Annotated in this window: 22 protein-coding genes; 16 read left to right on the top strand and 6 right to left on the bottom strand. The window is 62.7% G+C overall.

Translation table 11 applies throughout. The annotated features are described in order from the left end of the window. The first annotated feature begins 49 nt into the window (after positions 1 to 49). The 3 genes from GIW02_RS03050 to GIW02_RS03040 are packed head-to-tail and all read left to right on the top strand — an operon-like array spanning position 50 to position 2,789. Positions 50 to 838: an ABC transporter ATP-binding protein gene (locus GIW02_RS03050; protein WP_236410538.1), complete on the top strand. Its 789-nt coding sequence runs from the start codon at positions 50 to 52 to the stop codon at positions 836 to 838. Then, the gene (locus tag GIW02_RS03045; RefSeq protein WP_236410537.1) at positions 835 to 1,782 is read left to right on the top strand and encodes an ABC transporter substrate-binding protein; all 948 of its coding nucleotides are present in this window, start codon (positions 835 to 837) and stop codon (positions 1,780 to 1,782) included. The genes GIW02_RS03050 and GIW02_RS03045 overlap by 4 nt, the downstream gene beginning before the upstream one ends. Beyond that, complete coding sequence (locus tag GIW02_RS03040) at positions 1,779 to 2,789, top strand: iron ABC transporter permease (RefSeq protein WP_236410536.1); 1,011 nt, start codon at positions 1,779 to 1,781, stop codon at positions 2,787 to 2,789. Before GIW02_RS03045 ends, GIW02_RS03040 begins: the two co-directional genes overlap by 4 nt. Here GIW02_RS03040 and GIW02_RS03035 read toward each other — a convergent pair. Next, complete coding sequence (locus GIW02_RS03035; protein WP_236410535.1) at positions 2,786 to 8,704, bottom strand: DUF4329 domain-containing protein; 5,919 nt, start codon at positions 8,702 to 8,704, stop codon at positions 2,786 to 2,788. The two genes, GIW02_RS03040 and GIW02_RS03035, sit on opposite strands and share 4 nt — an antisense overlap. A 306-nt stretch (positions 8,705 to 9,010) precedes the next feature. Here GIW02_RS03035 and urtA point away from each other — a divergent pair, with 306 nt between their 5' ends. The 11 genes from urtA to ureC all read left to right on the top strand — a co-directional run bounded on the left by urtA (position 9,011) and on the right by ureC (position 19,118). Beyond that, complete coding sequence (gene urtA / locus GIW02_RS03030; RefSeq protein WP_236410534.1) at positions 9,011 to 10,276, top strand: urea ABC transporter substrate-binding protein; 1,266 nt, start codon at positions 9,011 to 9,013, stop codon at positions 10,274 to 10,276. Positions 10,277 to 10,417: 141 nt separating this feature from the next. Further along, on the top strand, positions 10,418 to 11,920 hold the full coding sequence (gene urtB, locus GIW02_RS03025; RefSeq protein WP_236410533.1) for an urea ABC transporter permease subunit UrtB: 1,503 nt from the start codon (positions 10,418 to 10,420) through the stop codon (positions 11,918 to 11,920). Further along, positions 11,920 to 12,987, top strand: coding sequence for an urea ABC transporter permease subunit UrtC (gene urtC / locus GIW02_RS03020; protein ID WP_236410532.1), 1,068 nt, complete (start codon positions 11,920 to 11,922; stop codon positions 12,985 to 12,987). The genes urtB and urtC overlap by 1 nt, the downstream gene beginning before the upstream one ends. Before the next feature lie 8 nt (positions 12,988 to 12,995). Next, positions 12,996 to 13,817: an urea ABC transporter ATP-binding protein UrtD gene (urtD, locus tag GIW02_RS03015; protein ID WP_456361606.1), complete on the top strand. Its 822-nt coding sequence runs from the start codon at positions 12,996 to 12,998 to the stop codon at positions 13,815 to 13,817. An 89-nt stretch (positions 13,818 to 13,906) separates the two neighbouring features. Further along, positions 13,907 to 14,605, top strand: coding sequence for an urea ABC transporter ATP-binding subunit UrtE (gene urtE, locus GIW02_RS03010; RefSeq protein WP_236410530.1), 699 nt, complete (start codon positions 13,907 to 13,909; stop codon positions 14,603 to 14,605). A gap of 30 nt (positions 14,606 to 14,635) precedes the next feature. Then, positions 14,636 to 15,475 carry an urease accessory protein UreD gene (locus GIW02_RS03005; RefSeq protein ID WP_236410529.1) on the top strand — a complete coding sequence of 280 codons (840 nt, stop codon included), beginning with the start codon at positions 14,636 to 14,638 and terminating at the stop codon, positions 15,473 to 15,475. A gap of 145 nt (positions 15,476 to 15,620) precedes the next feature. Continuing rightward, complete coding sequence (ureA, locus tag GIW02_RS03000; protein WP_003171437.1) at positions 15,621 to 15,923, top strand: urease subunit gamma; 303 nt, start codon at positions 15,621 to 15,623, stop codon at positions 15,921 to 15,923. 9 nt (positions 15,924 to 15,932) lie between these two features. Then, entirely contained in the window at positions 15,933 to 16,445 is a 513-nt protein-coding gene (locus tag GIW02_RS02995) for a GNAT family N-acetyltransferase (protein ID WP_236410528.1), read from the top strand. Between the two features lie 5 nt (positions 16,446 to 16,450). Beyond that, positions 16,451 to 16,984, top strand: coding sequence for a GNAT family N-acetyltransferase (locus GIW02_RS02990; protein ID WP_236410527.1), 534 nt, complete (start codon positions 16,451 to 16,453; stop codon positions 16,982 to 16,984). Continuing rightward, positions 16,981 to 17,286: an urease subunit beta gene (locus GIW02_RS02985; protein WP_135291409.1), complete on the top strand. Its 306-nt coding sequence runs from the start codon at positions 16,981 to 16,983 to the stop codon at positions 17,284 to 17,286. The genes GIW02_RS02990 and GIW02_RS02985 overlap by 4 nt, the downstream gene beginning before the upstream one ends. 131 nt (positions 17,287 to 17,417) lie before the next feature. Continuing rightward, positions 17,418 to 19,118 (top strand): urease subunit alpha, encoded by a 1,701-nt coding sequence (ureC, locus tag GIW02_RS02980; RefSeq protein WP_236410526.1) that lies wholly within the window; start codon positions 17,418 to 17,420, stop codon positions 19,116 to 19,118. 135 nt (positions 19,119 to 19,253) lie between these two features. On the opposite strand, the gene GIW02_RS02975 is transcribed toward ureC, so the two are convergent. Next, positions 19,254 to 20,192, bottom strand: a complete 939-nt coding sequence (locus tag GIW02_RS02975) for a DnaJ C-terminal domain-containing protein (protein ID WP_236410525.1) — start codon at positions 20,190 to 20,192, stop codon at positions 19,254 to 19,256. Positions 20,193 to 20,430: 238 nt separating this feature from the next. Between GIW02_RS02975 and GIW02_RS02970 the strand changes: the two genes are divergently transcribed. Further along, positions 20,431 to 21,699, top strand: coding sequence for an Hsp70 family protein (locus GIW02_RS02970; protein WP_236421771.1), 1,269 nt, complete (start codon positions 20,431 to 20,433; stop codon positions 21,697 to 21,699). Between the two features lie 140 nt (positions 21,700 to 21,839). On the opposite strand, the gene GIW02_RS02965 is transcribed toward GIW02_RS02970, so the two are convergent. From GIW02_RS02965 to GIW02_RS02955, 3 genes are all read right to left on the bottom strand, one after another. After that, positions 21,840 to 22,853 (bottom strand): AI-2E family transporter, encoded by a 1,014-nt coding sequence (locus GIW02_RS02965; RefSeq protein ID WP_236410523.1) that lies wholly within the window; start codon positions 22,851 to 22,853, stop codon positions 21,840 to 21,842. A gap of 192 nt (positions 22,854 to 23,045) precedes the next feature. After that, positions 23,046 to 23,348: a PsiF family protein gene (locus GIW02_RS02960; protein ID WP_236410522.1), complete on the bottom strand. Its 303-nt coding sequence runs from the start codon at positions 23,346 to 23,348 to the stop codon at positions 23,046 to 23,048. A gap of 71 nt (positions 23,349 to 23,419) precedes the next feature. After that, positions 23,420 to 24,208: an AraC family transcriptional regulator gene (locus tag GIW02_RS02955; RefSeq protein ID WP_236410521.1), complete on the bottom strand. Its 789-nt coding sequence runs from the start codon at positions 24,206 to 24,208 to the stop codon at positions 23,420 to 23,422. A 97-nt stretch (positions 24,209 to 24,305) separates the two neighbouring features. Here GIW02_RS02955 and GIW02_RS02950 point away from each other — a divergent pair, with 97 nt between their 5' ends. Continuing rightward, complete coding sequence (locus tag GIW02_RS02950) at positions 24,306 to 25,175, top strand: DMT family transporter (RefSeq protein ID WP_236410520.1); 870 nt, start codon at positions 24,306 to 24,308, stop codon at positions 25,173 to 25,175. Here the strand turns inward: GIW02_RS02950 and GIW02_RS02945 are convergent. Then, positions 25,172 to 26,062: an esterase/lipase family protein gene (locus tag GIW02_RS02945; protein ID WP_236410519.1), complete on the bottom strand. Its 891-nt coding sequence runs from the start codon at positions 26,060 to 26,062 to the stop codon at positions 25,172 to 25,174. The two genes, GIW02_RS02950 and GIW02_RS02945, sit on opposite strands and share 4 nt — an antisense overlap. Positions 26,063 to 26,117 lie beyond the last annotated feature (55 nt).

Below are 26,117 nucleotides of genomic sequence, written 5' to 3'. Positions count from 1 at the left end.
GGGGCAAGCCCCCTCCCACATTTGACCTGTGTTGGACTTGAGAATATTGATGACCTCACTCACCCTAACCCAACTCGGCTGGACCCCTCCGGGTCACGGCCCCTGCCATCACCACTTCCAGCTGCGCAACGCCAGCCTGCAGGTCGGTGCGGGGGAGTTTGTGGGGCTGATCGGGCCCAACGGCAGCGGCAAGACCAGCCTGTTGCGCTGCGCCTATCGGTTCAGCAAACCGGCCCAGGGTGAGGTGTTGCTGGCGCATCAAAATGTGTGGAAGCAGACCGCAAAGTGGTGCGCGCAACGCATCGCCGTGGTGCTGCAGGAGTTCCCCGATGCCTTTGGCCTGCGCGTGGACGAAGTGGTCGCCATGGGCCGCACGCCGCACAAAGGCTTGTTCGATGGCGACACGCTGTACGACCAGCAGCGTGTTCAAACGGTGCTCGAATCGGTCGGCATGCAGGGCTTCGAAGACCATGCCTTCGCCACCCTGTCGGGCGGTGAAAAGCAGCGCGTGATTCTCGCCCGCGCCCTGGCCCAGCAACCGCAACTGCTGATCCTCGACGAGCCGACCAACCACCTCGACCCGCGCTATCAGCTGGAGTTGCTGCGCTTGGTCAAGCGCCTGAACATCGGCACCCTGGCCAGCATCCACGACCTGAACCTGGCCGCCGCCTTTTGTGATCGCCTCTACGTGATCGACCACGGGCGCATCGTCGCCAGCGGCACGCCTCACCAAGTGCTCACCGCCGAGCTGCTGCGCGAAGTGTTTGGCGTCGAAGCCTTGATCGACACCCACCCCCTGGCCGACCACCCCCGAATCACCTGGATAACCCAACCATGATCCTGCGCTATCTGCTGTCTTTCGCTGCGCTGCTCGGCGCTTCTCAGGCGTTTGCCGAAGCGACCCAATACCCGCTGAAAATCCAAAGCTGCAACCGTGAAGTGACCTTCGCCGAGGCACCGAAACACGCGGTGAGCCACGACATCAACATGACCCAGATGATGCTCGCCCTCGGCCTCAAGCCACGCATGGCCGGCTACAGCGGCGTGACCGGCTGGAAGTCGGTAACCCCTGAAATGGCCCAGATCCTCGACGGCCTGCCGGAGCTGGCGAGCAAGTACCCGTCGGTGGAAACCCTGCTCAATGCCAACGTCGATTTCTTCTTCGCCGGCTGGGACTACGGCATGCGCGTCGGTGGCGACCTCACGCCCAATACCCTGCAACCTTTGGGCATCAACGTGTATGAGCTGACCGAATCCTGCGCCTTCGTGATGAAGCGCCCCGCCGCCACGCTGGACGACACGTACAACGACCTGCGCAACCTCGGCAAGATCTTCGACGTGCAGGACCGCGCCAATGCCTTGATTGCGCAGATGCAGGCGCAGGTGGCCGAGGTGCGCAACGACCTGCCAGCCGACAAACCACGGGTGTTTCTCTACGACAGTGGCGAAGACCGCGCCATGACCTCCGGCCGCCTGGGCATGCCCCAGGCGCTGATCGACGCCGCCGGTGGGCGCAATATTCTCGACGACGTCGACGCCAGCTGGACCCGCATCAACTGGGAAACCGTGGTGGAGCGCAACCCGCAGGTGATCGTGATCGTCGACTACAGCGAAATCACCGCCGAGCAGAAACAACAGTTCCTGCTCAACAACCCGGCGTTGCAAGGGGTGGATGCGATCAAGAACCAGCGTTTTATCGTGATCCCCTACGTGCAGGCCACGCCGGGCATCGATAACGTGCTGGCGGTGGAAACCCTGGCCAAGGGGTTCCACGGCGAATGATTACCCGTCGCTACGCCTGGCTGCTCGCCGCCCTCGGCGCGGTGTTGCTGGTGTCCTGCGTGCTCTCCCTGGGCTTCGGCCCGGCGCGGGTGCCGGTGGACGTGGTGTGGCGCATCGTGCTGTACAAGGCGGTTGGCGTCGGCGAGGTAAATTGGCCGGCCGGGCAGGAGCATATCGTCTGGCTGATCCGTGTGCCGCGCATGTTGCTTGGTGCGCTGGTGGGGGCCGGTCTGGCGTTGATCGGCGCGGTATTGCAGGCGGTTACGCGTAACCCGCTGGCCGATCCGCACCTGCTGGGCGTCACCTCCGGCGCGACCCTGGGTGCCGTCATCGTCGTGCTGCATGTGGGTGAAATCATCGGCCTGCTGACCTTGCCCATCGCTGCGTTTATCGGTGCATTGCTGAGCATGCTGGTGGTGTTGGCGGTGGCCAGTCGCAGTGGCCGGCTGGAGAGTGATCGCCTGCTGTTGTGCGGCGTGGCGGTGTCGTTCGTGATGATGGCGGCCGCCAACCTGCTGCTGTTCATGGGCGACCATCGCGCGGCGTCGGCGGTGATGTTCTGGATGCTCGGCGGCCTGGGGCTGGCGCGCTGGGAGTTACTGAGCATTCCGAGCGTCACGGTGTTGCTCGGGCTGGTGTTGCTGCTGGGCATGGCGCGCCCGTTGAACGCGCTGATGGCCGGTGAACAGACCGCCGTGACCCTCGGCCTGAACGCACGCAATGTGCGGCTGAAGGTGTTTCTGATCGCCTCGCTGATGACCGGCGTGCTGGTGTCCATCAGCGGCTCCATCGGCTTTGTCGGGCTGATGGTGCCGCACATTGCCCGGCGCCTGGTGGGTGCCGAGCATCGCCGCCTGCTGCCGGTGTGTGCGTTGCTGGGCAGCCTGTTCCTGGTGTGGGTCGATGTGGCGGCACGCACGCTGATCGCCCCGGAAGACTTGCCCATCGGCGTGGCAACAGCAGCCATCGGCGGGTTGTTTTTTATCGGGTTGATGCGCAAACGTTAACTGCGCTCATCGGCCTCTTTGAGCGCCTGCAACAGCCCGCGCGCTACCTGGCTGCGCGGCTGCCAGAAATGGTCAATTTCAAGAATGCTCAACTGGCCGGACGTCGCCAGCCGGCGGATCACCTCACTCGGCAGAACCTTCACGGCACCCGTGACCTCGTCGATCCAGTCATCGAGTAACAACTGGCTTTCGTCCAGGTGATAGCTGGGTTCATACACGACCAGCCCGCCCTGTACCGGAGTGAGGTAATAGCGCGCACCGGCCACGCGGTCCTGGCGCAGCATTTCGATAAAGCCGCGAATTTCCGGCTGGGCGATAAAGTTGTGGGCCAGGGCCTCTTCGTAGCGATCCGCCAGGCGCTGGCGCTGGGTGTCGAGCTTGTACAACTGTTGTACGCCCATGACCTTGTAACCCGCCGGGTAGCGGGTGGAGGTGCTGGGATAACCGAGGTTCATGATGCCTTCGAACAGGCTTTGGTAAGCCAGCGTTTGCGGGCGCAGCCCTACCGCCACCGACGGCCCCGGGTCCGCCACCGGTTGCACGGCAATAAACGTGTCGCTGTCGCCATTACCCAGGATCGCGCCCAGCCAGGGGTTCGCCTTACGTGGCGCAAAACGCTGCCACACCAAGCGCGCCGCATCGTCCGGGTGAGCACACAACGGCCCCAGGGCCAGGCGTGTATCGAACCCTGCCAAGCCCTGGGCCACACGCATGACCCTGGGTAGCAGCCCATCCCAGAACGGGCTGCTGTCGAGCACGCGAACCTCGGCGGACTCGATCAGCTTCAACAGATAAGCGTCAATGCTGCCACGCCGCTTGAGGCGCTCAAGGTACGCCGCCTGCCGAGTGGCGGAGGTCCAGTCGGGGTCCAACTGCGTCGCCCGAAAACGCACCAATGAGCCGTCGGGGCAGGACACATACAACGGCAGGAAACGCTCGCTCGGTGCCGTCAGCACCCGCAGGAAACTCAGCGCTTCCAGCACCACAGCCGGTGCAGGCAGTTGCGCATAGCCCTCGCCTTGCGGCAGTTCCGGCGCGGCCTGTTGTGGCAAGCGCAGATAGAGGCCCTGGAGGCTATAGCCGGTGGGCAACTGGCCGCGCAGGAAGGCGCGATCAAACCGAAATTGCAGATCATCGCCCTTGATCGGCGCACACGCGACGAAGTGGCCGTTATCGGATGACCGGAGGATCAGCCCAACGCTCAGCCGTGCGCGTTGCTCGGCGTATGCGTGACCATGGCGTGCGGCGTCGTCGGCATGTTTGAACACCGGGCTCAACGCCCGATCCGCCACGGCATGCAGGATTTCTTCGGGCGCAATGTACGCCACGCCGGGCATCCAACCCACGCGTACACGCCGCGCAATCCCCCATAACGCACCGCCCTCGAGCACCTGCAAAGTCCCCACCCGCGCCAACTGATTGACCCATTCGGTCGGGGTTTTACGCCCCGCACGTACTTGCTGTTCGACGGCATTGCCATAGGGGTCATGGGCCGCCAGCGCGTTGGGCGCCAGGGCCGTTTCCAACTGGTTGAGCACCTGCATCGCTTCGTCGCGCTGCGTGCTGTTCATCAGGCTGCGCTCGGCGTCATGGGTGCTGAAGCCGATCAGTGAACCGTCCGGTGTCAGCAGGTATTCGTGGGTCCACAGGTGGCCTGACTTGAGAGCCGTCTCCAGGGTCTTGGTGGAGAACAGATTCTGGTACGTCGCATTCTCCTGGGCCTCCAGCCAGAACGGCAGCACCTGGGCGGCGCGTGACCGGTAGCGCCCGACCATCTTCCAGCCCGGAGCCAGCAGCGCCTGGCTGACCTCCAGGCCGGGCAGAATCACCTCGGGATCGAAGTCCTCACTCAATACCGGTATCGCCAGGGTCGCGACGAATTTGCCGTTGCGTTGCAATACCAGGCCACCGTAGCGCTGGTCGCGCCGTGTGCCCAGTTGTTGGTAGGCGTAACGCACGGCATCGGCCTGGCTGCTGAACAAGGGGCTCAAGGCGCGGCGCATAAACCTGGAAAACGCACTCCAGGGTGTACGGCTGGTGTCCACTTTGCCCACCGACGCCCAGCATTCATTAGCGACCAGTACACTCAACCAGCTCAGTTTCGCCACCTCGTTAACGAACCCGACGGCGGATAACTGCCCGCTGGCGATCAAGGTCTGCACATCCTCGAAAGCCCCCGAAGGCTGGCGGATCGGGTTGAACAGCGTCGACGACAGCGGCGCCTGCACGCTCAGCAGTGCCTGGTCGAGGGTCGAGATGTACACCGGCAAGCCTGCCGGTGCACCCGCTTCGCGCTGACGCTTGGCGTGGGTGAGCGCACTGGAAAGGTCGCTGGCCGAAATAAAATGCTGCGCCAACCAGCGTTCAGCGGTGGTCAAGCCCTGCGGCATCCAGCTGCGGCCATAGAACAAGGCGTGCAACTGATAGCCCGGTGGGTAGAGGAATTGGCCCGCATCATCGACCGCAAAGATGCCGTTCAAGGCGAACAGCCCGGCCTTGTCCCAGGCCGGCACCAGTTCTGTGCCAATAAAGGCAGCGTGCTCACGGTGCTTGAGAATGACCCCGAAACAGGTCTGCGTCGGCGCACCACGGTCCATGCCGACATGCAAGGTCTCGGCGGCCTCAGCGGCGCTGGTGCAGACCTGCCCATAGGCAACTTGCTGCGGGCGGTCGCGCCGCAAACCCGGCGGGCGCGGGCGCCAATGTTCGGTGATCAAATCGGGGGCGCCCCACAAAGGGTTGCCCAGTATCACCCGTAAACTACCGCCCGCTGCCAATTGCCTGATCCATTGCGCTGCGGTGAGGGTGCCGTTGGCGAGGTTGCGGGCCACTGGGCTGTCTTGTTCGGAGGGCGTTACCGCCTGGCGCAACGCTGCCAGGGCGGGCGAATCCCCCAGGTCAAAGACTAGCAACGCATCCTCGGCAACCGATAGATACGCGACCGCAACCTGCTGGCGATTGCGGATCAACGTGTAGATATCATCAGCACTGAATATTTGCGCTGCCAGGTAGGCGTCGTCCCGTGTCCAGCCTGGGCGCAACAGTAGCTTGGGTTCCATCAAGGACACACCACGGCTGGAGCCATACACCGCCTTCCACACGTGCCGAGACGGCAGCAGCGAGCGCCCCTTGCTGTCCTGGGGGTAGACAAACCCCAAGGCAAACCGCCCGGCATCACTGGCGTACAACGGCTCGGTCGCCACGAACAGGCCGTCCGGGCGTTGCAGGATATAGCCGCAGTACTCACGCTCGCGCTGGCTGCCGATCTGTACGTGAGCATAGCGCGCAGCGTCTTCCTCGTGCAGAAACCCCGGGCTCAGTTGCGGTCGGACCGCCAGGGCGTACCCGTGCCAGGTGGCGCTGACCAGCCCAGGCACATCCCACAGCGTGCCCACCTGTAATACCGACAGTGCACCGGCGTCGGCGATCTTGAGGATCAGGTCATGGGGCGCCAGTGTGCCGGCCTGCAGCTCATCCGCCAGCCCATTATCGCCTACGCTGCCGTCGGGCAGCACGCTGTAGAGCCCGGCTTCCTCGGCTGAGCCTGACGCGTCATACGCGAGTTGCGCGCCGTCTGCCGTACTCACGTAGAGCGCCACGTTGCTTTGCGGGGCGGCACGCAAGGAGGCAATGGCCTGGGCAAAGTCGGCAGTGGCCATAAAGGACTCATAGAGCCAGGGCTCGCTGGCGATGCCATCGGCAGCCGGTTCGCTGCGGCAGTACCAAGCGCGCAGGGCGAAGCCTTGCGGCGGCCCGTCGTTGCCTAAGATGTGAGACAACGCGAACAGGGACTTGCTGCCCGGTATCGGCGTGGAAGGCTCGCTGACCACGTATTGCGCCTCGCTGCCGAACTGAAGGATACAGCCGACGCGCCGCCCACCCGGCGTCGCCTGCAGACGGCCATGGGCATATTCGGCGGCGGTGGCCAGGTCCGTGAAGACCCAGCTCAGCGGCGCATCTAAGGGCGCTGCCGGGGTGAAGGGCGACTCCGGCGCCCAGTTAGTCGGAACCCGCCCCTGGACGCGGTACCAGGTGTCATCGGCCAGCAGCACCGTCAACTCACCGAGTTTCACCAGCTCTTTGATCAGCCCCTCGGGAGTGCCGTCATACCCTTGTACCCGTGGCACCATCTCACCGCTACGCAGCGCGTTCGACAAATACTCGCCGAACTCAAGCTCCGCGCGGGAGACGCTGAGCCCGTACTTGATCAGGGTGCCGTTGGGGCCACTGGTGTATAGCGTCTTGATCATCTGCGAATAGTGAATCGTGAGGGCGACTGAGTTCACTCCGGGCATGCTGACCAGCAACGCCAATTGCCTGGGCGTGAATTGGGGAAAGTTGGCAACCAACTCGGCCTGATCGGGCTCAGGCCGATTGAACTGGCCAACCACGCGGTAACCTTCCAGTTCGACACGGGTCAGGTAGTCGCCGGTGGGCGATGACGGCCCCCACGTGGCCCGCCACTCATCACCGCCCTGCAGTTTTGCAGCCACAAACCGGCCATCGTGACGTCGCAAGATAAACGCCTGTTGAAACGTACCGCGTAGCCGGCCGGCCAAGTAATGCAGGTGGCGCGCCGCATCGTCGGTCGTGACAAATGCCGGGCTCAGCGTCTGATGGATATGTTCGAAGGCCCGCCATTGCGGCCCCACCACGCCGGGCACGTCCCAGACCCTGCCGGTTTCCATCACCGTCAGCGTCCCCACCGCCGCCACTTGCCGGACAAACGCCGAAGGGCTCAAAGTGCCGTCCTTGAGGCGCCGGTCAATGTCCGCGCCACGGTTGGCGAACAGCTGAGCCTGTGCTGCAGAGCCGGTACAGCGGTACATCAACAACGCGCCATCGTCAGCGCGCAGGTAGAACTCAAGGTCCGGCTCGTCAGTGGCGGCCAGGGCGACCGCCGTCGCCAGGCTAGCTGCGGTAAAGAAACTCTGGGCCAACCAGGACTCGCCGACCACCGGTGGAATGTCCTGCTTGGCCAACGAGACGTAAATGCCCTGCAGATAAAAGCCACTGGACAACTTCGGTCGGCCCTTGGGCAGTCGCATGCTTGGCGGGGCTCTATCAAAAATGGACTTCAACGCGGCATCCGGCAACATCGCCACGAACTCGCCCACATCATCCTTGAGCAGATAGCCAAAATGGCTGGCCTGGGTCGGCGCATCCAGGGGCGGCAATGCTGAGCGGATTGCGTCCTGCCAACGCCTGAAGACCTGGGTACTGGGCTCTGCCTGCCGGGACTGGGCAAGCTCTGAAACGGGCTGGTTGAGGGTCCAGGGTTCAACGATCTGCCCGGCTTTGCCGCCCAGCTCCTTGTTCGGCGTCACCACACGCAGCACACCCACTCTTGCGGTGACATTGATCAGGAAAATAAAGTCTTCAAATTCGTCCGATTCCCGGCTGCTGTTCAGTTTGTGCAGGAAATGTTTTTCCTCCTGCGAACCGCTGCTTTCATATTTGATCAGCGAGCCATGCCGCCCCGACAAATAATAAATCGGGCAGAAGTCGCGCCGCTCAATCACGTACGCCAGACCTTTCATTGAAAAAAAGCTCAGTTCGAGACGCCGCTGTGCAGCGCTCCAATGGGCCACCTCCGCGGTCCGCGCTTTGGACTGCCCCGCCCGCGAAGTGAACAGCGCATAGACGCTGTAACCTTCAGGCGCGAGTAAATCGAAGTTGGCATCCTCTTTCAGGATCGAACCAAAGTGGAACCCGCCGGCGGTACCCGCCGTCGGTACCGTCGGCAGATACCTGCCATCGGCACGCTTGAGAATCACTGCGCCGTATACCCGATCGCGCCTGTCGCTGACCTGCATGTGCAGCCAAAAGGCCGCATCGTTACCGGTGATGAATTCCGGGCCCAGGGGCGGTAGGCGCCCTGCAGCCTGGTCATGTTGAATGTCCGTACTGTCCATGTTCCTGCCTTTGAATGAAGTGAAGACACTGGCGCGCCTCTCCATCTCGAGGCGCATCAGGCAGGCATCACTTTCAAGGGTTTGGCCGCAGGCGGGCGTTAGATAGTTAATCGCCTTGGCAAGAGCCCTGCCCCGTTCTGGCGCAGCCGCGCGCACCACTCTGCCGACACGCCTGCTTATGGTGCGCACCCCACGCTGCGTACGGATCAAAAGCGGCAGGAACATGCCGCTGACCGACTAGGCACACCCCTTGCAATGTCTCCAGCATCAGCCCTTACAACAACATTGAGTTCTGGAGATCGCACCATGAAGCGTCGCAGCTTGATCAAGGCTTTCACTCTCTCGGCATCCATTGCCGCCATGGGCCTGACCTGGACCGTACAGGCCGCCGAGACCATCAAGGTCGGCATCCTGCATTCGCTGTCCGGCACCATGGCCATCTCCGAAACGTCGCTGAAAGACATGGCGCTGATGACCATCGACGAGATCAACGCCAAGGGTGGTGTAAACGGCAAGATGCTCGAACCGGTGGTGGTCGACCCCGCGTCGAACTGGCCGCTGTTCGCTGAAAAGGGCCGGCAGTTGCTGACCCAGGACAAGGTCGCTGTGGTATTCGGCTGCTGGACTTCGGTGTCGCGTAAATCGGTGTTGCCGGTGTTCGAAGAACTCAACGGCCTGCTGTTCTACCCGGTGCAATACGAAGGTGAAGAAATGTCGCCGAACGTGTTCTATACCGGGGCGGCGCCGAACCAGCAGGCGATCCCGGCGGTGGAATACCTGATGAGCGAAGAAGGCGGCAGCGCCAAGCGCTTCTTCCTGCTGGGCACCGACTACGTGTACCCGCGCACCACCAACAAGATCCTGCGCTCGTTCCTGCATTCCAAAGGCGTAGCAGATAAAGATATCGAAGAGGTCTACACCCCGTTCGGCCACGCCGATTATCAGACCATCGTCGCCAACATCAAGAAGTTCTCCGCTGGCGGCAAAACCGCTGTGATCTCCACCGTGAATGGCGACTCCAACGTGCCGTTCTACAAAGAGCTGGCCAACCAGGGCCTGAAAGCCACCGACGTACCGGTGGTGGCCTTCTCCGTGGGCGAAGAAGAACTGCGCGGCATCGACACCAAGCCGCTGGTGGGCAACCTCGCGGCCTGGAACTACTTCCAATCAGTGGAGAACCCGGTGAACCAGAAGTTCGTCGCCGACTGGAAAGCCTACGCCAAGAAACACAACCTGCCGGGCGCGGACAAAGCCGTGACCAACGACCCGATGGAAGCCACCTACGTGGGTATCCATATGTGGGCGCAGGCGGCGGAAAAAGCCAAGTCCACCGACGTCGACAAAGTGCGTGAAGCGCTGGGCGGCCAGACCTTCGCCGCGCCGTCGGGCTTTACCCTGACCATGGACAAGACCAACCACCACCTGCACAAGCCGGTGATGATCGGCGAGATCCAGGCCGACGGGCAGTTCTCCGTGGTCTGGCAGACCAGCGAGCCGATCCGTGCACAGCCGTGGAGCCCCTACATTCCTGGCAATGACAAGAAGCCGGACTATGCGGTGAAGAGCAACTAAGCCCCACCACAGATCAAAAATGTGGGAGGGGGCTTGCTCCCGATGGCTGGGTGTCAGGCATTGCATGTGCTGACGGATGCACCGCTATCGGGAGCAAGCCCCCTCCCACACTTTGACCGTGCATGATCAGGACATTTGTTTATGCCCACTGCCCTCTACCGCTATTTCCTGGCCTTGCTGCTGTTGCTGCCGTTGGCCGCACACGCCAGCGACGCCGAAGACTTCATCAAAGCCAACCCGACACAACAAGCCAAGCTCCTGCAGGACTGGGCCGCCCAGCCCGACCCGGCGCGCATCGAGCTGATGGACGCCCTGCAACAAGGCCAACTCACGGTCAACGGTGAAACCAAAACCGTGCGCCTGAACAACCGCCTGCGCGGCCTGATCGACAACGTGCAGGCCAGCCAGCAACTGCTCGCCGCCGACCCCAAGGTCCGCTTGGCGGCCGCGCAGACCCTGCAAAAAAGCGCACAACCTGCGCAACTCAAATTCCTTGACCAGCAGGTCGCCGCCGAAACCAACGAGGACGTGCACACCGCCCTCAGCCTGGCCCTGGCCAACCTGCAACTGGTCGACACCGACCCGCTGGTGCGCCTGGCCGCTGTACGCTTGCTCGGCAGCACCGGCGACCCACTGGCGCGCACGCGCCTTGAAGCGCTGCTCGCCCCTGGCGTCGAAACCGATGCCGCCGTGCACACCGCCGCTGAAACCAGCCTGGCCCAGGTCAAACGCAAACTGATGGTCGGCGAGATCCTCGGCCAGGCCTTCAGCGGCATGTCCTTGGGCTCGATCCTGCTGCTGGCGGCCCTGGGCCTGGCGATCACTTTCGGCCTGCTCGGCGTGATCAACATGGCCCACGGCGAGATGCTGATGCTCGGTGCCTACTCCACCTACGTGGTGCAGCTGCTGATGCAGCGCTACGTGCCGGCGGCCATCGAGTTCTACCCGTTGATTGCGCTGCCGGTGGCGTTTTTTGTCACCGCCGCCATCGGCATGGCACTGGAGCGCACGGTGATTCGTCACCTGTACGGGCGCCCGCTGGAAACCCTGCTGGCCACCTGGGGCATCAGCCTGATGCTGATCCAGCTGGTGCGCCTGCTGTTCGGTGCGCAGAACGTCGAGGTGTCCAACCCCGAATGGCTGTCTGGCGGTATTCAAGTGCTGCCTAACCTTGTGCTGCCGTACAACCGCATCGTGATCATCGCCTTTGCGCTGTTTGTGGTGGTGCTGACCTGGCTGCTGCTGAACAAGACCCGCCTGGGCCTCAACGTGCGCGCCGTGACCCAGAACCGCAACATGGCGGCCTGCTGCGGCGTGCCCACCGGGCGCGTGGACATGCTCGCGTTCGGCCTGGGTTCCGGCATCGCAGGCTTGGGTGGCGTGGCCCTGAGCCAGATCGGCAACGTCGGCCCGGACCTCGGCCAGAGCTACATCATCGACTCGTTCCTGGTGGTGGTGCTCGGCGGCGTCGGTCAACTGGCCGGTAGCGTAATGGCTGCCTTTGGCTTGGGCATCGCCAACAAGATTCTTGAACCGCAGATCGGCGCCGTGCTCGGCAAGATCCTGATCCTCGCGCTGATCATTCTGTTTATCCAGAAACGCCCGCAAGGACTCTTCGCACTGAAAGGACGGGTGATCGACTGATGAACCAGCCATTGATGCTTACGGCCGCGCAGAAAGCCGGCCCCAAGGTGACGATTGCAGTGGGCGCGGTGATCCTGATCCTGCTGCTGGCACTGCCGTTATGCTCCCTGCTGTCGCCGCAAAACCCGCTGCACGTGTCGGCCTACACCCTGACGCTGGTGGGCAAGATCCTCTGCTACGCCATCGTCGCCCTCGCGCTGGACCTGGTGTGGGGCTACGCGGGGATGCTGTCGCTCGGCCACGGCCTGTTCTTTGCGCTCGGCGGCTACGCGATGGGCATGTACCTGATGCGCCAGGCGTCGGGCGATGAGCTGCCGGCGTTCATGACCTTTTTGTCGTGGACCGAATTGCCCTGGTACTGGGTCGGCACCGAGCACTTCCTCTGGGCCCTGTGCCTGGTGGTACTGGCGCCTGGCGTGCTGGCGCTGGTGTTCGGGTTCTTCGCCTTCCGCTCGCGGATCAAGGGCGTGTATTTCTCGATCATGACCCAGGCGCTGACCTTCGCCGGGATGCTGTTGTTTTTTCGCAATGAGACCGGGTTTGGCGGCAACAACGGCTTCACCAATTTTCGCAGCATCCTGGGCTTTGGCATTACCGAACCGGGCACGCGGGCGGTGCTGTTCATCGCCACCGTCGCCTTGCTGGTGGCGAGCCTGTACATCGGCTGGCGCCTGGCGCAAAGCAAGTTCGGCCGGGTGCTGACCGCCCTGCGTGACGCCGAAAACCGCCTGATGTTCTGCGGCTACGACCCGCGTGGCTTCAAGCTGTTCGTGTGGGTGTTGAGCGCCGTGCTGTGCGGCTTGGCCGGGGCCTTGTATGTACCGCAGGTGGGCATCATCAACCCCAGCGAAATGTCGCCGACCAACTCGATTGAAGCCGCCGTGTGGGTGGCCCTGGGCGGGCGTGGCACCTTGATCGGCCCGTTGCTCGGCGCCGGTGTGGTGAATGGCATGAAGAGCTGGTTCACCGTGGCCTTTCCGGAATACTGGCTGTTCTTCCTCGGGGCGCTGTTCATCATCGTCACCCTGTACCTGCCCAAGGGCGTTATCGGCCTGTTGAAGAAATGAGGAACGTCATGCTCGAACCTATTCTTGACGCAGGCAGCGGCCGTGATGCCATCGGCATTGGCCAGGCCGCCGGCACTGGCCTGAACACCCGCCACGGCACCATCCTGACCCTGGAAGACATCAGCGTGAGCTTCGATGGTTTCAAGGCGCTCAACGACTTGAACCTGTACATCGGCGTCGGCGAATTGCGCTGCATCATCGGCCCCAACGGCGCGGGCAAGACCACGCTGATGGACGTGATCACCGGCAAGACCCGGCCCAGCCACGGCAAGGCCTGGTTTGGCGAAACCCTGGATTTGACCAGCATGAGCGAAGTACAGATCGCCCAGGCCGGCATCGGGCGCAAGTTCCAAAAGCCAACGGTGTTCGAAGCCCTCAGCGTGTTCGAGAACCTGGAGCTGGCACAGAAGACCGACAAGTCGGTGTGGGCCAGCCTGCGCGCACGCCTGAGCGGCGAGCAGAAAGACCGTATCGACGAAGTGCTCGAGACCATCCGCCTGAGCGCCTCGGTACAGCGCCCGGCGGGGTTACTGTCCCACGGCCAGAAGCAGTTCCTGGAAATCGGCATGCTGCTGATGCAAGACCCGCAACTGTTGCTGCTGGACGAACCGGTGGCGGGCATGACCGACGCCGAAACCGAGTTCACCGCCGAGCTGTTCAAGCGCCTGGCGGGCAAGCATTCGCTGATGGTGGTGGAACACGACATGGGGTTTGTCGGCTCGATTGCCGACCACGTGACCGTGCTGCACCAAGGCAGCGTGCTGGCCGAAGGGTCGCTGGAACAGGTGCAGGAAAACGAGCGGGTGATCGAGGTTTACCTCGGTCGCTGAAACTGATGCGGACCGCTTTATGTGGGAGCAGGCAAGCCAGTTTCCACATTTGAACCCGTTCCTTCAGGGGAATCGAGGAGGTTTTGAGAATGCTGCAAGTCGACAAGCTGCACCAGTACTACGGCGGTAGCCACATCCTGCGCGGTCTTTCGTTTGACGTGAAGATCGGCGAAGTCACCTGCCTGCTTGGCCGTAACGGCGTGGGCAAGACCACCCTGCTCAAATGCCTGATGGGCTTGCTACCGTCCAAAGAAGGCGCGGTGAACTGGGAAGGCAAGGCCATCACCGGTTACAAGCCGCACCAGCGTGTGCACGCAGGCATTGCCTATGTGCCCCAGGGCCGGGAGATTTTCGGCCGGCTGACGGTGGAAGAAAACCTGCTGATGGGGCTCTCGCGCTTCCCGGGCTCCGAGGCCAAGGAAGTGCCGGCGTTTATCTACGAGCTGTTTCCGGTGTTGCTACAGATGAAGCATCGACGCGGCGGCGACTTGTCCGGCGGCCAACAGCAGCAATTGGCGATTGGCCGCGCCCTGGCCAGCCGCCCGCGCCTGTTGATTCTCGATGAGCCCACCGAGGGCATCCAGCCGTCGGTGATCAAGGAGATCGGCGCGGTGATCAAGAAACTCGCGGCACGCGGCGATATGGCGATCCTGCTGGTGGAGCAGTTCTACGACTTTGCCGCCGAACTGGCCGACCAATACCTGGTGATGTCTCGCGGTGAGATTGTCCAGCAAGGCCGTGGTGAAAATATGGAAAGCGAAGGTGTACGCGGGCTGGTTACCATCTAATCTGTAGCGTCCTAACGATAAGCCTAAAACATGAACCTGCCCGTACCTCCTGCCCTGTTCACCCCTAGCTGGCACGCCGAGCTGGAACTCGGCTACGCGCGTTTCGGCGCTACCACGCGCCCGGTGATGCGCCGCCACCTCGGCCCGCTGCGCGTGCAAAAGCACCTGTACGCCGAAGGCCCCGAGGTGTGCCAGCACATCATCGTGCACCCACCCGGCGGGATTGCCGGTGGCGACCGCCTGGATATCCGCGCGCACGTCGGCGAGGGAGCCTGGGCGCAACTGACCAGCCCCGGTGCAGCCAAGTGGTACCGCGCCGGCGGCCCGGCCTATCAAACACTCGAATTGAGCGTACAAGCCGGCGCCACGCTGGAATGGCTACCCCAGGAAACCATAGTGTTCAGCGCCGCCCAGGCCGAACTCAGCACACGCATCGACCTGCAAGGCGATGCGCGCCTGTTCTACTGGGACGTGGTCGCCCTCGGCCGCCCGGCGAGTGGCGAGCGCTTTGACCTCGGCCACTTTCAATCACACCTGGATATCCGCCGCGACGGCCAGTTGCTCTGGCATGAGCGCCAGCGCATTGTGGGCGACGACGGCCTGCTCGACTCCCCCATCGGCCTGGACGGGCAACCGGTGTTTGCCACCCTGCTGCTGACCGGCGATATCGACCCCGAATTACTCGACACCTGCCGCGCCCTGCCCCACGCCGTGCGCGGTGACCTGACCCAACTGCCCGGCTTGCTGGTGGCGCGCTGCCTGGCCAGCGAAGCCCTGCTGGCGCGGGGATGGTTGATTGATTTATGGCGGCTGCTGCGCCCGGCAGTATTGGGCCGTGAAGCCGTTTCACCGAGAATCTGGAGCACATGAAGATCAAAAATGTGGGAGGGGGCTTGCTCCCGATAGCGGTGGGTCAGTGACAGATGCATTGCCTGACACTCCGCTATCGGGAGCAAGCCTCCTCCCACAGGGATCCACAGTGTTTTTATGAATGTTCTTTGAAGGACCTTGAACCATGGATTTGACCCCACGGGAAAAAGACAAACTGCTGATCTTCACCGCAGGCCTGGTGGCCGAGCGGCGCCTGGCGCGCGGGGTGAAGCTCAACTACCCGGAAACCATCGCCTACATTTCCGCCGCCCTGATGGAAGGTGCCCGTGATGGCCGCACCGTGGCCGACCTGATGCACTACGGCACCACCCTGCTCAGCCGTGAACAAGTGATGGAAGGCATCCCGGAAATGATCCCGGATATCCAGGTGGAAGCCACCTTCCCCGACGGCACCAAGCTGGTCACCGTCCACCAGCCCATCGCGTGAGGCACGGCCATGATTCGTGACGCGACTCAAAACGATTTGCCGGCAATCCGCGATATTTACAACGACGCGGTACTCAACACCACGGCGATCTGGAACGAACAACCGGTAGACCTTGGCAACCGCCAGGCCTGGTTCAGTGCACGGCATGCCCAGGGTTATCCGATCCTGGTCAGCATCGAAAACGGTGAGGTCACCGGCTACGCCTCGTTCGGCGACTGGCGACCGTTCGAAGGCTTCCGCTACAGCGTCGAGCACTCGGTGTACGTGCGCAGCGACCAACGCGGCAAAGGCCTCGGCCCACTGCTGATGCAAGCGCTGATCGAACGCGCCCGCGCCTGTGGCAAACACGTGATGGTCGCCGCCATCGAGAGCGGCAACCAGGCGTCGATCCACCTGCATGAACGCCTGGGTTTCATCACCACCGGGCAGATGCCCCAAGTCGGCATCAAGTTTGGCCGCTGGCTGGACCTGACCTTTATGCAGCTGGCCTTGAACCCGGGCGCCGAACCGCCCAAGGAGTGAGATTGATGAGTGCTGCGCAACTGCGTCGAGTCAATGCTGAAAGCTTTGCCCATTACCGCCAGGGCTTGATCGAGCTGTTGCTGGACGCGGTGCAGCACGGCGCATCGGTGGGCTTTATGGCCGACTTCGATGAAGCCCAGGCCCGCGATTATCTGGGCGGTGTGCACGCCGGTATCGAGAACGCCAGCCTGTTGCTGTGGGTGGTGGTGCGCGACGAACAGGTGCAGGCCAGCGTGCAATTGGCGCTGTGCCAGAAAGCCAACGGCCTGAACCGCGCCGAGGTGCAAAAACTGCTGGTGCACAGCAGCGCCCGCCGCCATGGCCTTGGCCAACAGTTGATGAACACCCTGGAACTCGCCGCGCGCCAGCACAAGCGCGGCCTGCTGTACCTGGACACCGAGGCCGGCTCCGGCGCCGAAGCCTTCTACCAGGCGCTGCGCTACACCAAGATCGGTGAACTGCCCGATTACTGCCAAAGCCCGGACGGGCGCTACAGCCCGACCGCCATCTACTTCAAGACCCTGGGGCAACCTGCATGATTCCTGGCGAATATCAGATCCAGCCTGGCGAGATCGAACTCAATGTCGGCCGCCGCACCCTCACCCTCAGCGTGGCCAACAGCGGCGACCGGCCGATCCAGGTGGGCTCGCATTATCATTTTTTCGAAACCAATGACGCGCTGACGTTTGACCGCGCGGCGAGCCGTGGCATGCGCCTGAATATTCCGGCGGGGACGGCGGTGCGGTTCGAGCCGGGGCAGAGTCGTGAGGTCGAGCTGGTGGATTTGAGCGGCGGGCGGCGGGTATTTGGGTTTGCCGGACGGATTATGGGCGACCTTTAGGGCCTCATCGGGAGCAAGCCCGCTCCCACACTGGACCGCATTCCAAAGAATGTACGCGGAACAAATGTGGGAGGGGGCTTGCTCCCGATAGCGGTCTCACATTCAACACAAATTTCTCAGGGCAACCACACATGAAAATCAGCCGCCAAGCCTACGCCGACATGTACGGCCCCACCGTCGGTGACAAGGTCCGCCTGGCCGACACCGAGCTGTTCGTCGAAGTCGAACAGGACTTCACCGTCTACGGTGAAGAAGTGAAATTCGGCGGCGGCAAGGTCATCCGCGACGGCCAGGGCCAGAGCCAGTTGCTCGCCCATGAAGTCGTCGACACCTTGATCACCAACGCGCTGATCATCGACCACTGGGGCATCGTCAAAGCTGACGTCGGCCTCAAGAACGGCCGCATCCACGCCATCGGCAAGGCCGGTAACCCGGATATCCAACCCGGCGTGACCATGGCCATCGGCGCCAGCACCGAAGTGATCGCCGGAGAAGGCATGATCCTCACCGCCGGCGGTATCGACTCCCACGTGCATTTCATCTGCCCGCAGCAGATCGAAGAAGCACTCACCAGTGGCGTGACCACCATGATCGGCGGCGGCACTGGCCCGGCCACCGGCACCAACGCCACCACTTGCACTTCCGGCCCGTGGCACCTGGCGCGCATGCTGCAGGCCAGTGATTCGTTCCCGATGAACATCGGTTTTACCGGCAAGGGCAACGCCAGCTTGCCGGAGCCGTTGATCGAACAGGTCAAGGCCGGCGCCATCGGCCTCAAGCTGCACGAAGACTGGGGCACCACGCCCGCCAGCATCGACAACTGCCTGAGCGTTGCCGATGACTACGACGTGCAGGTGGCGATCCACAGCGACACCCTCAACGAGTCCGGCTTTGTCGAGACCACCCTCGCCGCGCTCAAGGGCCGCACCATCCACACCTACCACACCGAAGGGGCCGGTGGCGGCCACGCGCCGGACATCATCAAGGCCTGCGGTTTCGCCAACGTGCTGCCCAGCTCCACCAACCCAACGCGGCCGTTCACGCGCAACACCATCGACGAGCACCTGGACATGTTGATGGTCTGCCATCACCTGGACCCGAGCATTGCCGAAGACGTGGCCTTCGCTGAAAGCCGTATCCGCCGCGAAACGATTGCCGCCGAAGACATCCTGCACGACCTCGGCGCGTTCTCGATGATCAGCTCCGACAGCCAGGCCATGGGCCGCGTTGGCGAAGTGATCACGCGCACCTGGCAGACCGCCGACAAGATGAAAAAGCAGCGCGGCGCCCTGCCCGGCGACGGCCCCGGCAACGACAACTTCCGCGCCAAACGCTACATCGCCAAGTACACCATCAACCCGGCGATTACCCATGGCATCAGCCATATCGTTGGTTCGATCGAAGTGGGCAAATGGGCCGACCTGGTGCTGTGGCGCCCGGCGTTCTTTGGCATCAAGCCGACCTTGATCCTCAAGGGCGGCGCGATTGCGTCCAGCCTGATGGGTGACGCCAACGCGTCGATCCCGACACCGCAGCCGGTGCACTACCGCCCGATGTTTGCCAGTTTCGGCAGCTCGTTGCACGCCACCAGCCTGACCTTTATCAGCCAGGCGGCGTTGGCGGCGGGCTTGCCCGAGGCGCTGGGATTGAAGAAGCAGATTGCGGTGGTCAAGGGCTGTCGCTCGGTGCAGAAAGCCGACTTGATCCACAACGACTACCTGCCGGATATCGAAGTGGACCCACAGACCTATCAGGTCAAGGCCGACGGGGTGTTGCTGTGGTGTGAACCGGCAGAAGTGCTGCCGATGGCGCAGCGGTATTTCCTGTTCTGATCCAGAACCAACAGAAAACAACCTGTGGCGAGGGAGCTTGCTCGCGTTGGGTCGCGAAGCGGCCCCAAAATCGTGGGAGCGCTTCGCACTCCAGTGCGAGCAAGCTCCCTCACCACAGGTATGGGTTGCTAAGCCTTAGAAGCTCTCACGAGGGTTGAACGCAGCCTTCTGCGCCAGCTCCTGCCACAACGCTTTCACGTCGTCGTCGCCCACCGGCGGCATCACGGCCTTGAGTTGTACGTACAGAAAGCCGCGCTGCCCGGCCTTGTTCAGCAAACCATGGCCCTTGGCGCGCATGCGCTGGCCGTTCTGGCTGCCGGCCGGCACCTTGAGGTTGATCTTGCCGGTGAGGGTCGGCACCGCCACTTCCGTGCCCAGCGCCAGTTCCCACGGCGCCAGGGGCAGGTTGATGATCAGGTTTTCGCCATCCACTTCGAACTTGGGGTGCGGCGCAAACTTGATGATCAGGTACAGGTCGCCATTGGGCCCACCGCCGATACCTGGCGCGCCTTGCCCTTTGAGGCGGATGCGCTCGCCGTCGACCACGCCGGCGGGGATCTTCACGTTCAGGCTCTTGGTGGTGTTGCTCACATGCCTGCCCGAAGGGTCGTATTGCGGCACCTGGAAGCTGATCTGCTTGGACTCGGTGGACAGCGTCTCTTCGAGGAACACCGAGAGCTGCATCTCCACGTCCTGGCCTTTACGCCCGGAGGGGCGGCGCTGGCCGCCGCCGAACGCATCGCCACGGGAGCCGAAGATAGAACTGAAGAAGTCCGAGAAATCGCCGGTGTCCTGGCTGCCGCCAAAGCCGCCACGGCTCTGCCAGCCCGGTGGCCCCTGGAACGGCTGGCCATGCTGGCCGTATTTGCGCAGCTCGTCGTACTCGGCGCGTTTGTCGGCGCTTTTGAGCGCCTCATAGGCTTCGGACGCGTCCTTGAACTTGGCTTCAGCGTCTTTTTCCTTGCTCACATCCGGGTGATATTTGCGTGCGAGTTTGCGATAGGCGGCCTTGATTTCCTTGTCATCGGCGCTCGGCTCGACACCCAATATCTTGTAGTAGTCTTTGAAATCCATCGGCGTTTCACCATCCTTAATCGAGATCGCACAGCCCGGGGCACAACGTGCGCTGCTTTGCACCTGTTGAGTGGTGTGGCCTGGGGGTACGTCAGAGTTTTATCGGCACTTGCCGTATGCACCAGATGTGGGGGCAAATCCCACACTTTCAAGCACGATTTAACGGATGGTCGGCCTACGCATCCGCACGCGAGTGGCATACACTGCGCGGCCGTTTTTCGACCGGAACCCGATAGACATGAAAAACCCATCCCCAGCCCGTGCCTGCGGCATCGACTTTGGCACGTCCAACTCCACCGTCGGCTGGATCCGCCCCGGCGAGGAGACGCTTATCGCGCTGGAGGACGACAAAATCACGCTGCCGTCGGTGGTGTTCTTCAACTTCGAGGAGCGCCGCCCGGTGTACGGCCGCCTGGCCCTGCATGAATACCTGGAAAACTACGAAGGCCGCTTGATGCGCTCGCTCAAGAGCCTGCTGGGCTCCAAGCTGATCAAGCACGACACCAGCGTATTGGGCACGGCCATGCCGTTCACCGACCTGCTGGCGCTGTTTATCGGCCAGCTCAAGAGCCGCGCTGAAGCCAACGCCGGCCGTGAGTTCGAGGAAGTGGTACTGGGCCGCCCGGTGTTTTTCGTCGATGACGACCCGATGGCCGACCAGGAAGCCGAAAACACCCTGGTGGATGTGGCGCGCAAGATCGGCTTCAAGGACATCTCGTTCCAGTACGAACCGATTGCGGCGGCCTTCGACTATGAGTCCACCATCGAAAAAGAAGAGCTGGTGCTGATCGTCGACATCGGCGGGGGGACGGCCGACTTTTCGCTGGTGCGCTTGTCGCCGGACCGTCGCCACAACGACAAACGCCACGACGACATCCTCGCCACCGGCGGCGTGCATATCGGCGGTACCGACTTCGACAAGCAGCTCAGCCTGCAAGGCATGATGCCGCTGTTCGGCTACGGCAGCCGCATGAAGAGCGGCGCCTACATGCCCACCAGCCATCACATGAACCTGGCCACCTGGCACACCATCAACTCGGTGTACTCGCAGAAATCCCAGTTGGCCCTGGGCAGCATGCGCTACGACATCGAAGACACCGGCGGCATCGACCGCCTGTTCAAGCTGATCGAGCAGCGGGCTGGCCACTGGCTGGCAATGGAAGTGGAAGAAACCAAGATCCAGCTCACCCACGCAGACAGCCGCCATGTGCTGCTGGACCGGGTTGAACCAGGGTTGAGCGTGGAACTGAGCCGGGCACTGTTTGAATCGGCCATCGATGGCTTGCTGGAGCGCGTGCGCAACAGCGTCACGCAATTGCTCAGCGATGCCTCGGTGAGCGTGGCGCAGGTGGACACGGTGTTCTTTACCGGCGGTTCCAGCGGTATTCCGGCACTGCGCCACAGCATTGCGGCGATGCTGCCGAATGCGCGGCATGTGGAAGGGAATATCTTTGGCAGCATCGGCAGCGGCTTGGCGATTGAGGCCAGCAAGCGCTACGGCAGTTGAGTTTTAGCTGAAACACTGTGGTGACTTCATCGGGAGCAAGCCCCCTCCCACACTGACTGTGTTCACAAGTCGACAGGTGCAAACACAGTACATGTGGGAGGGGGCTTGCTCCCGATGAGGCCCGCCCAGGCAAACATGCCTTAAACCATCCCGCCGAGCTTCAGCTCACTCTTGAGATAGGCATAGTAAATCGGCCCTGCCACCACACCCGGCAGGCCGAATGCCGCTTCAAACACCAGCATCGCCAGCAGCAGTTCCCACGATTTGGCACTGATCTGGCCGCCCACGATCCGCGCGTTGAGGAAGTATTCAACCTTGTGGATCACGATCAGGTACCCCAACGCCGCCACCGCCACCCAGATCGACAGCGACAGCGCGACGATGGTGATCAGGGTGTTGGACATCAGGTTGCCGATCACCGGCAGCAGGCCGAGCAGGAAGGTCAGCACGATCAGGGTTTTGGTCAGCGGCAGGTGAATGCCACACAGCGGCAGTACCACGGCGAGGAACACGGCGGTGAAGGCGGTGTTGAGCGCGGCGATCTTGATCTGCGCGAAGACGATATTGCGAAACGCCTGGACCAGCAGGTGCAGACGGTCGAACAGCGCGGCGGCCAGGGGCTTGCGCTTGGTCAGGTCGGGCACGCGCTGCAAGGCGATGATTGCGCCGAGCACCATACCGATCAGCAGGGTGACGAACATGTGGGCGGCGTCTTTGCCGACCAGTTGCAGCTCGCTCAGGTGCTTGCTCAGCCACTGGCCGATGGCCACGCGGAACTCGGCGGCGCTGGCCGGCAGGTAGGCATCGAGAAACGGCGGCAGCTGGCCGCGCGCGCGGTCGACCACGCCCATGAATTTGTCGAGGGAGGCCCCGGGGTTTTCCGCTTCATGGAGCAGGAAGCTGATGGCGCCAGCGAAGATCAGGGCCAGCACGCTGACGATCAGGGTACCGAGCAAGGCTACCGCCAGCCAACGCGCACGTCGGCCTTCGATCAGTCGTTGCAGCTGCGGAGTGAGCATGTTGACCAGCTCATAGACCAACAGGCCGGCCAGCAGGCTTGGCAGCAATTTCAGCGGCAGTACCAGCAGCAACCCGCCAAAGATGATGATGTAGCTGGCCAGCAATATCACGTGACGCTGAGAAAACGTTGGCATACAGCCTCAAAACGAACGGCGCTAAAGGATGGGCAGTCTGCCAGCCTTGAAGGAATCAAGCGAGTGGTCTGAATTGCGAACACCGTCAGTGTGGGAGCGGGCTTGCTCGCGAAAGCGGTCGTTCAGTCACTGATGTGTTGAATGACCCACCGCTTTCGCGAGCAAGCCCGCTCCCACCGGAGATTCGCGTGATCAGTTACCTTTGAGGCAAGTGCTCATAAAGGTTTTACGCGCATCACCGGTCAGCGCCTGGGTTTTCGCCGACGCATTGCAATCCTTCATCTTCTGCTGCTGCGGGGTGAGGGGCTTGGCATCGTTGGCCGCCGGGGCTGACAGGCAGGTTTTCATGAACGCTTTGCGCTCGTCGCCTTTGAGGGTTTTGGTGGTGGCCTCGGCGTTGCAGGTGGTCATTTTATTTTGCTGGGCGGTGGCGGCAAACCCCTGGGAACACAGCAGCAGGCCCATCATCAACAGCGGAATACGCAGCATCTTCATGGAGTTTTCTCCCGGTTACCGTGCCGGGCGGCACGGCCTATCGAGCAGTGTAGTCAAAGCCTGTTACATCTTCACCGGCCACGAATATTTGCCCGGCGGTACTGCTCCGGCGTGCAGCCGGCATGGCGCTGGAACATGGCAATAAAGGCCGAGGCGCTGCTGTAGCCGAGGTCGAAGGCCACGTGCTGCACGCTGCGCTCGCTGTCCAGCGCCTCGATGGCGGCCAGGTAGCGCAGGCGCTGGCGCCATTCGCCGAAGCTCATGCCCAATTCCCGCACAAACTGCCGCGCCAGGGTGCGTTCGCTCACATGCACGTGCTCGGCCCAGTGCGCCAGGGGGCGGTTGTCGGCGGGGTCGGCCTGCATGCCTTCAAGCACCCCGAGCAGCCCGGGATGGCGGGCGTAGGGCAGGAAGCAATCGTGAATCCGCGCCTGCTTGAGCTGGTCCACCACGACCTCGGCCAGGCGCCGGTCGGCGTCGCTTTGCGGGATATTCACATCGCGCAGGGCAAAGTCGCGCAGGATGGCCTTGAGGATATTGCTGATCGCCAGGGTGCACGGCTGCTGCGGCAGTTGCTCGCATAGCTCGGGCGCCAGGCCCACGGAGTGATAGACGATAGCGTGTGCATTGTACGAACTGTGCTCGGTGTGCGGCGGCACCCACACCGCGTATTGCGGCGGCGACATGAAACGGCTGCCGGCCACTTCCATGCGCATCACGCCGCTGGCCGAGTAGTCCAGCGAGCCCCAGAAGTGCTGGTGCGGCGTGCACTCGGTGTCCGGGGCAAAATCCGAATAGCGGAAATACGCCGGGCTGGGCAGGCGGGGGAAATCCGGGAGGCGTACGGTGTGTCTGGCCATGTTGTCTGGATACAAAGGTCGCTTGTCTGGATCGCAGTATAGGCTTCGATCCAGACAGGGGATAATCCGGCCTCATCAATACACCTGGTTTCTTTCGATGCAATACGCGTATCCCCTGCTGGCCATCTTTATCTGGGCCGGCAACACCGTGGTCAACAAATTGGCCGTGGGTTCGATTTTCCCTGCAGAAATCGGCTTTTACCGCTGGTTGCTGGCGGCCTTGCTGTTCACCCCGTTCATGCTCAAACCGGTGATCGCCCACTGGGCGCAGATCCGCCCGAACCTGGGCAAAATCGTCATCCTCGGCGTGCTGGGCATGGCCGTTTACCAGAGCCTGGCGTATTACGCCGCCTCGCTGACCAGCGCCACCAACATGGGCATCATCCTCTCGCTGATGCCCTTGATGGCGCTGACGGCAGCGATCATCAGCCTCGGCCAGCGCCTCACCTTTGGCGCGCTGGCCGGCGCCGTGCTGTCGTTCGCCGGCGTGGTGGTCGTGGTGTCATCCGGCAGCCTCGGCGCACTGCTGCAGCACGGGGTCAATGTGGGCGACGCCATGATGCTGGTCGCCACCCTGGCCTATGCGGTCTACAGCACCCTGCTGAAAAAATGGCAACTGCGCCTGCCGCCGCTGGTGCTCCTGTATTTGCAGGTGCTGGTGGCGGTGGTGGTGCTGTTTCCGCTGTTTGTGTTTTCGGTCAAAGCGGGCCTTGGCTGGGCGAATATCCCGCTGGTGTTGTACGCATGCCTGCTGGCCTCGATGCTCGCGCCGCTGGCGTGGATGCATTCGGTGAAAACCCTGGGCCCGAGCCGTACCACGCTGTTTTTCAACCTGCTGCCGTTGATTACCGCGCTGATTGCAGCGCTAGTGCTCAAGGAAGAGTTGGCGCTGTACCACTTGGTGGGTGGCCTGCTGACCTTGGGCGGGGTCATTCTGTCGGAGCGCTGGACCACGCCGGTGCGCTAGACGCCGGCCGCCTTCAAGCGCTGCGCATGCTCGACAAACAGCCGGATCGGCTCCGCGCCCTTGCCCACCAGGCCCATGGACTGGTTGACGATATCGAAGTGGTCCAGGGCGTAGTCATCGCCGATCACCGTGCCCAAGTGCGAGCTGTAGCGCCCGACCATGCCGTCGCATTGGCCCTTCTCGCGGACAAAACTGCGAGCGAACAATCGGCAGCTGCGGTTCGTACCGTCCAGCACATTGCGCCCGCGATCGGTCTTGCCCGGCTGCAAGGTGCCGGACCATGAGTAATAGCGCACGCCATTGACCTCCTCCACGCCCTGCCCGCCCCAGGTCTCGGGCAAGCCTTGGGGGTATTGGCGATTGAACAGCGCCACGCCCTCGCTGGTCAGCGATAGATGTGAGGCGTGCAGGTTCGCCTTGAAACGCGGGCCGCGATAGCCGGTTTCCAGCAGGCTCATGACCCAGGCCACCAGGTGAAACAACGCGCTCATGATCCGCCCCATGAAGCCATCGATGGGGTAATGCGCGTGGATATGGTCCGCCAGCTCCGAACCCTGGTTGGGGCCGGCCACCGAGGTCACTGAAGCGACCCACTCCGGGCGCTTGGCCGCTGCATAGCGCGCGGTCAACGCACCTTGGCTGTGGCCGATCAGGTTGACCTTGTCGGCACCGGTTTCGCGGCGCAGCTGCTCGATCTGCGCCAGCAACTGTTCGCCACGTACCTCGCTGGAATCCAGCGGTGCCACCTGAACGGGAAACACCTGCGCGCCACCAGCCCGCAACGCCGGGACGATGCCGTACCAATACGGGAACCACCCCAGGCGCACAAACCCGAGCATGCCAGGCACCAGCACCAGGGGGTAACGCGTAGCGAGGGGGTCGGGCATGGCGCAAGTATCCTGGTCGGGGCGTTGATGAAACTATCCTAGACCAATCGACATG

The sequence above is a fragment of the Pseudomonas syringae genome (genome assembly GCF_021606685.1).
Lineage (GTDB): Bacteria > Pseudomonadota > Gammaproteobacteria > Pseudomonadales > Pseudomonadaceae > Aquipseudomonas > Aquipseudomonas syringae_R.
Note: the sequence above shows the minus strand (reverse complement) of the source record. Positions and strands in the feature narration are given on the sequence as shown.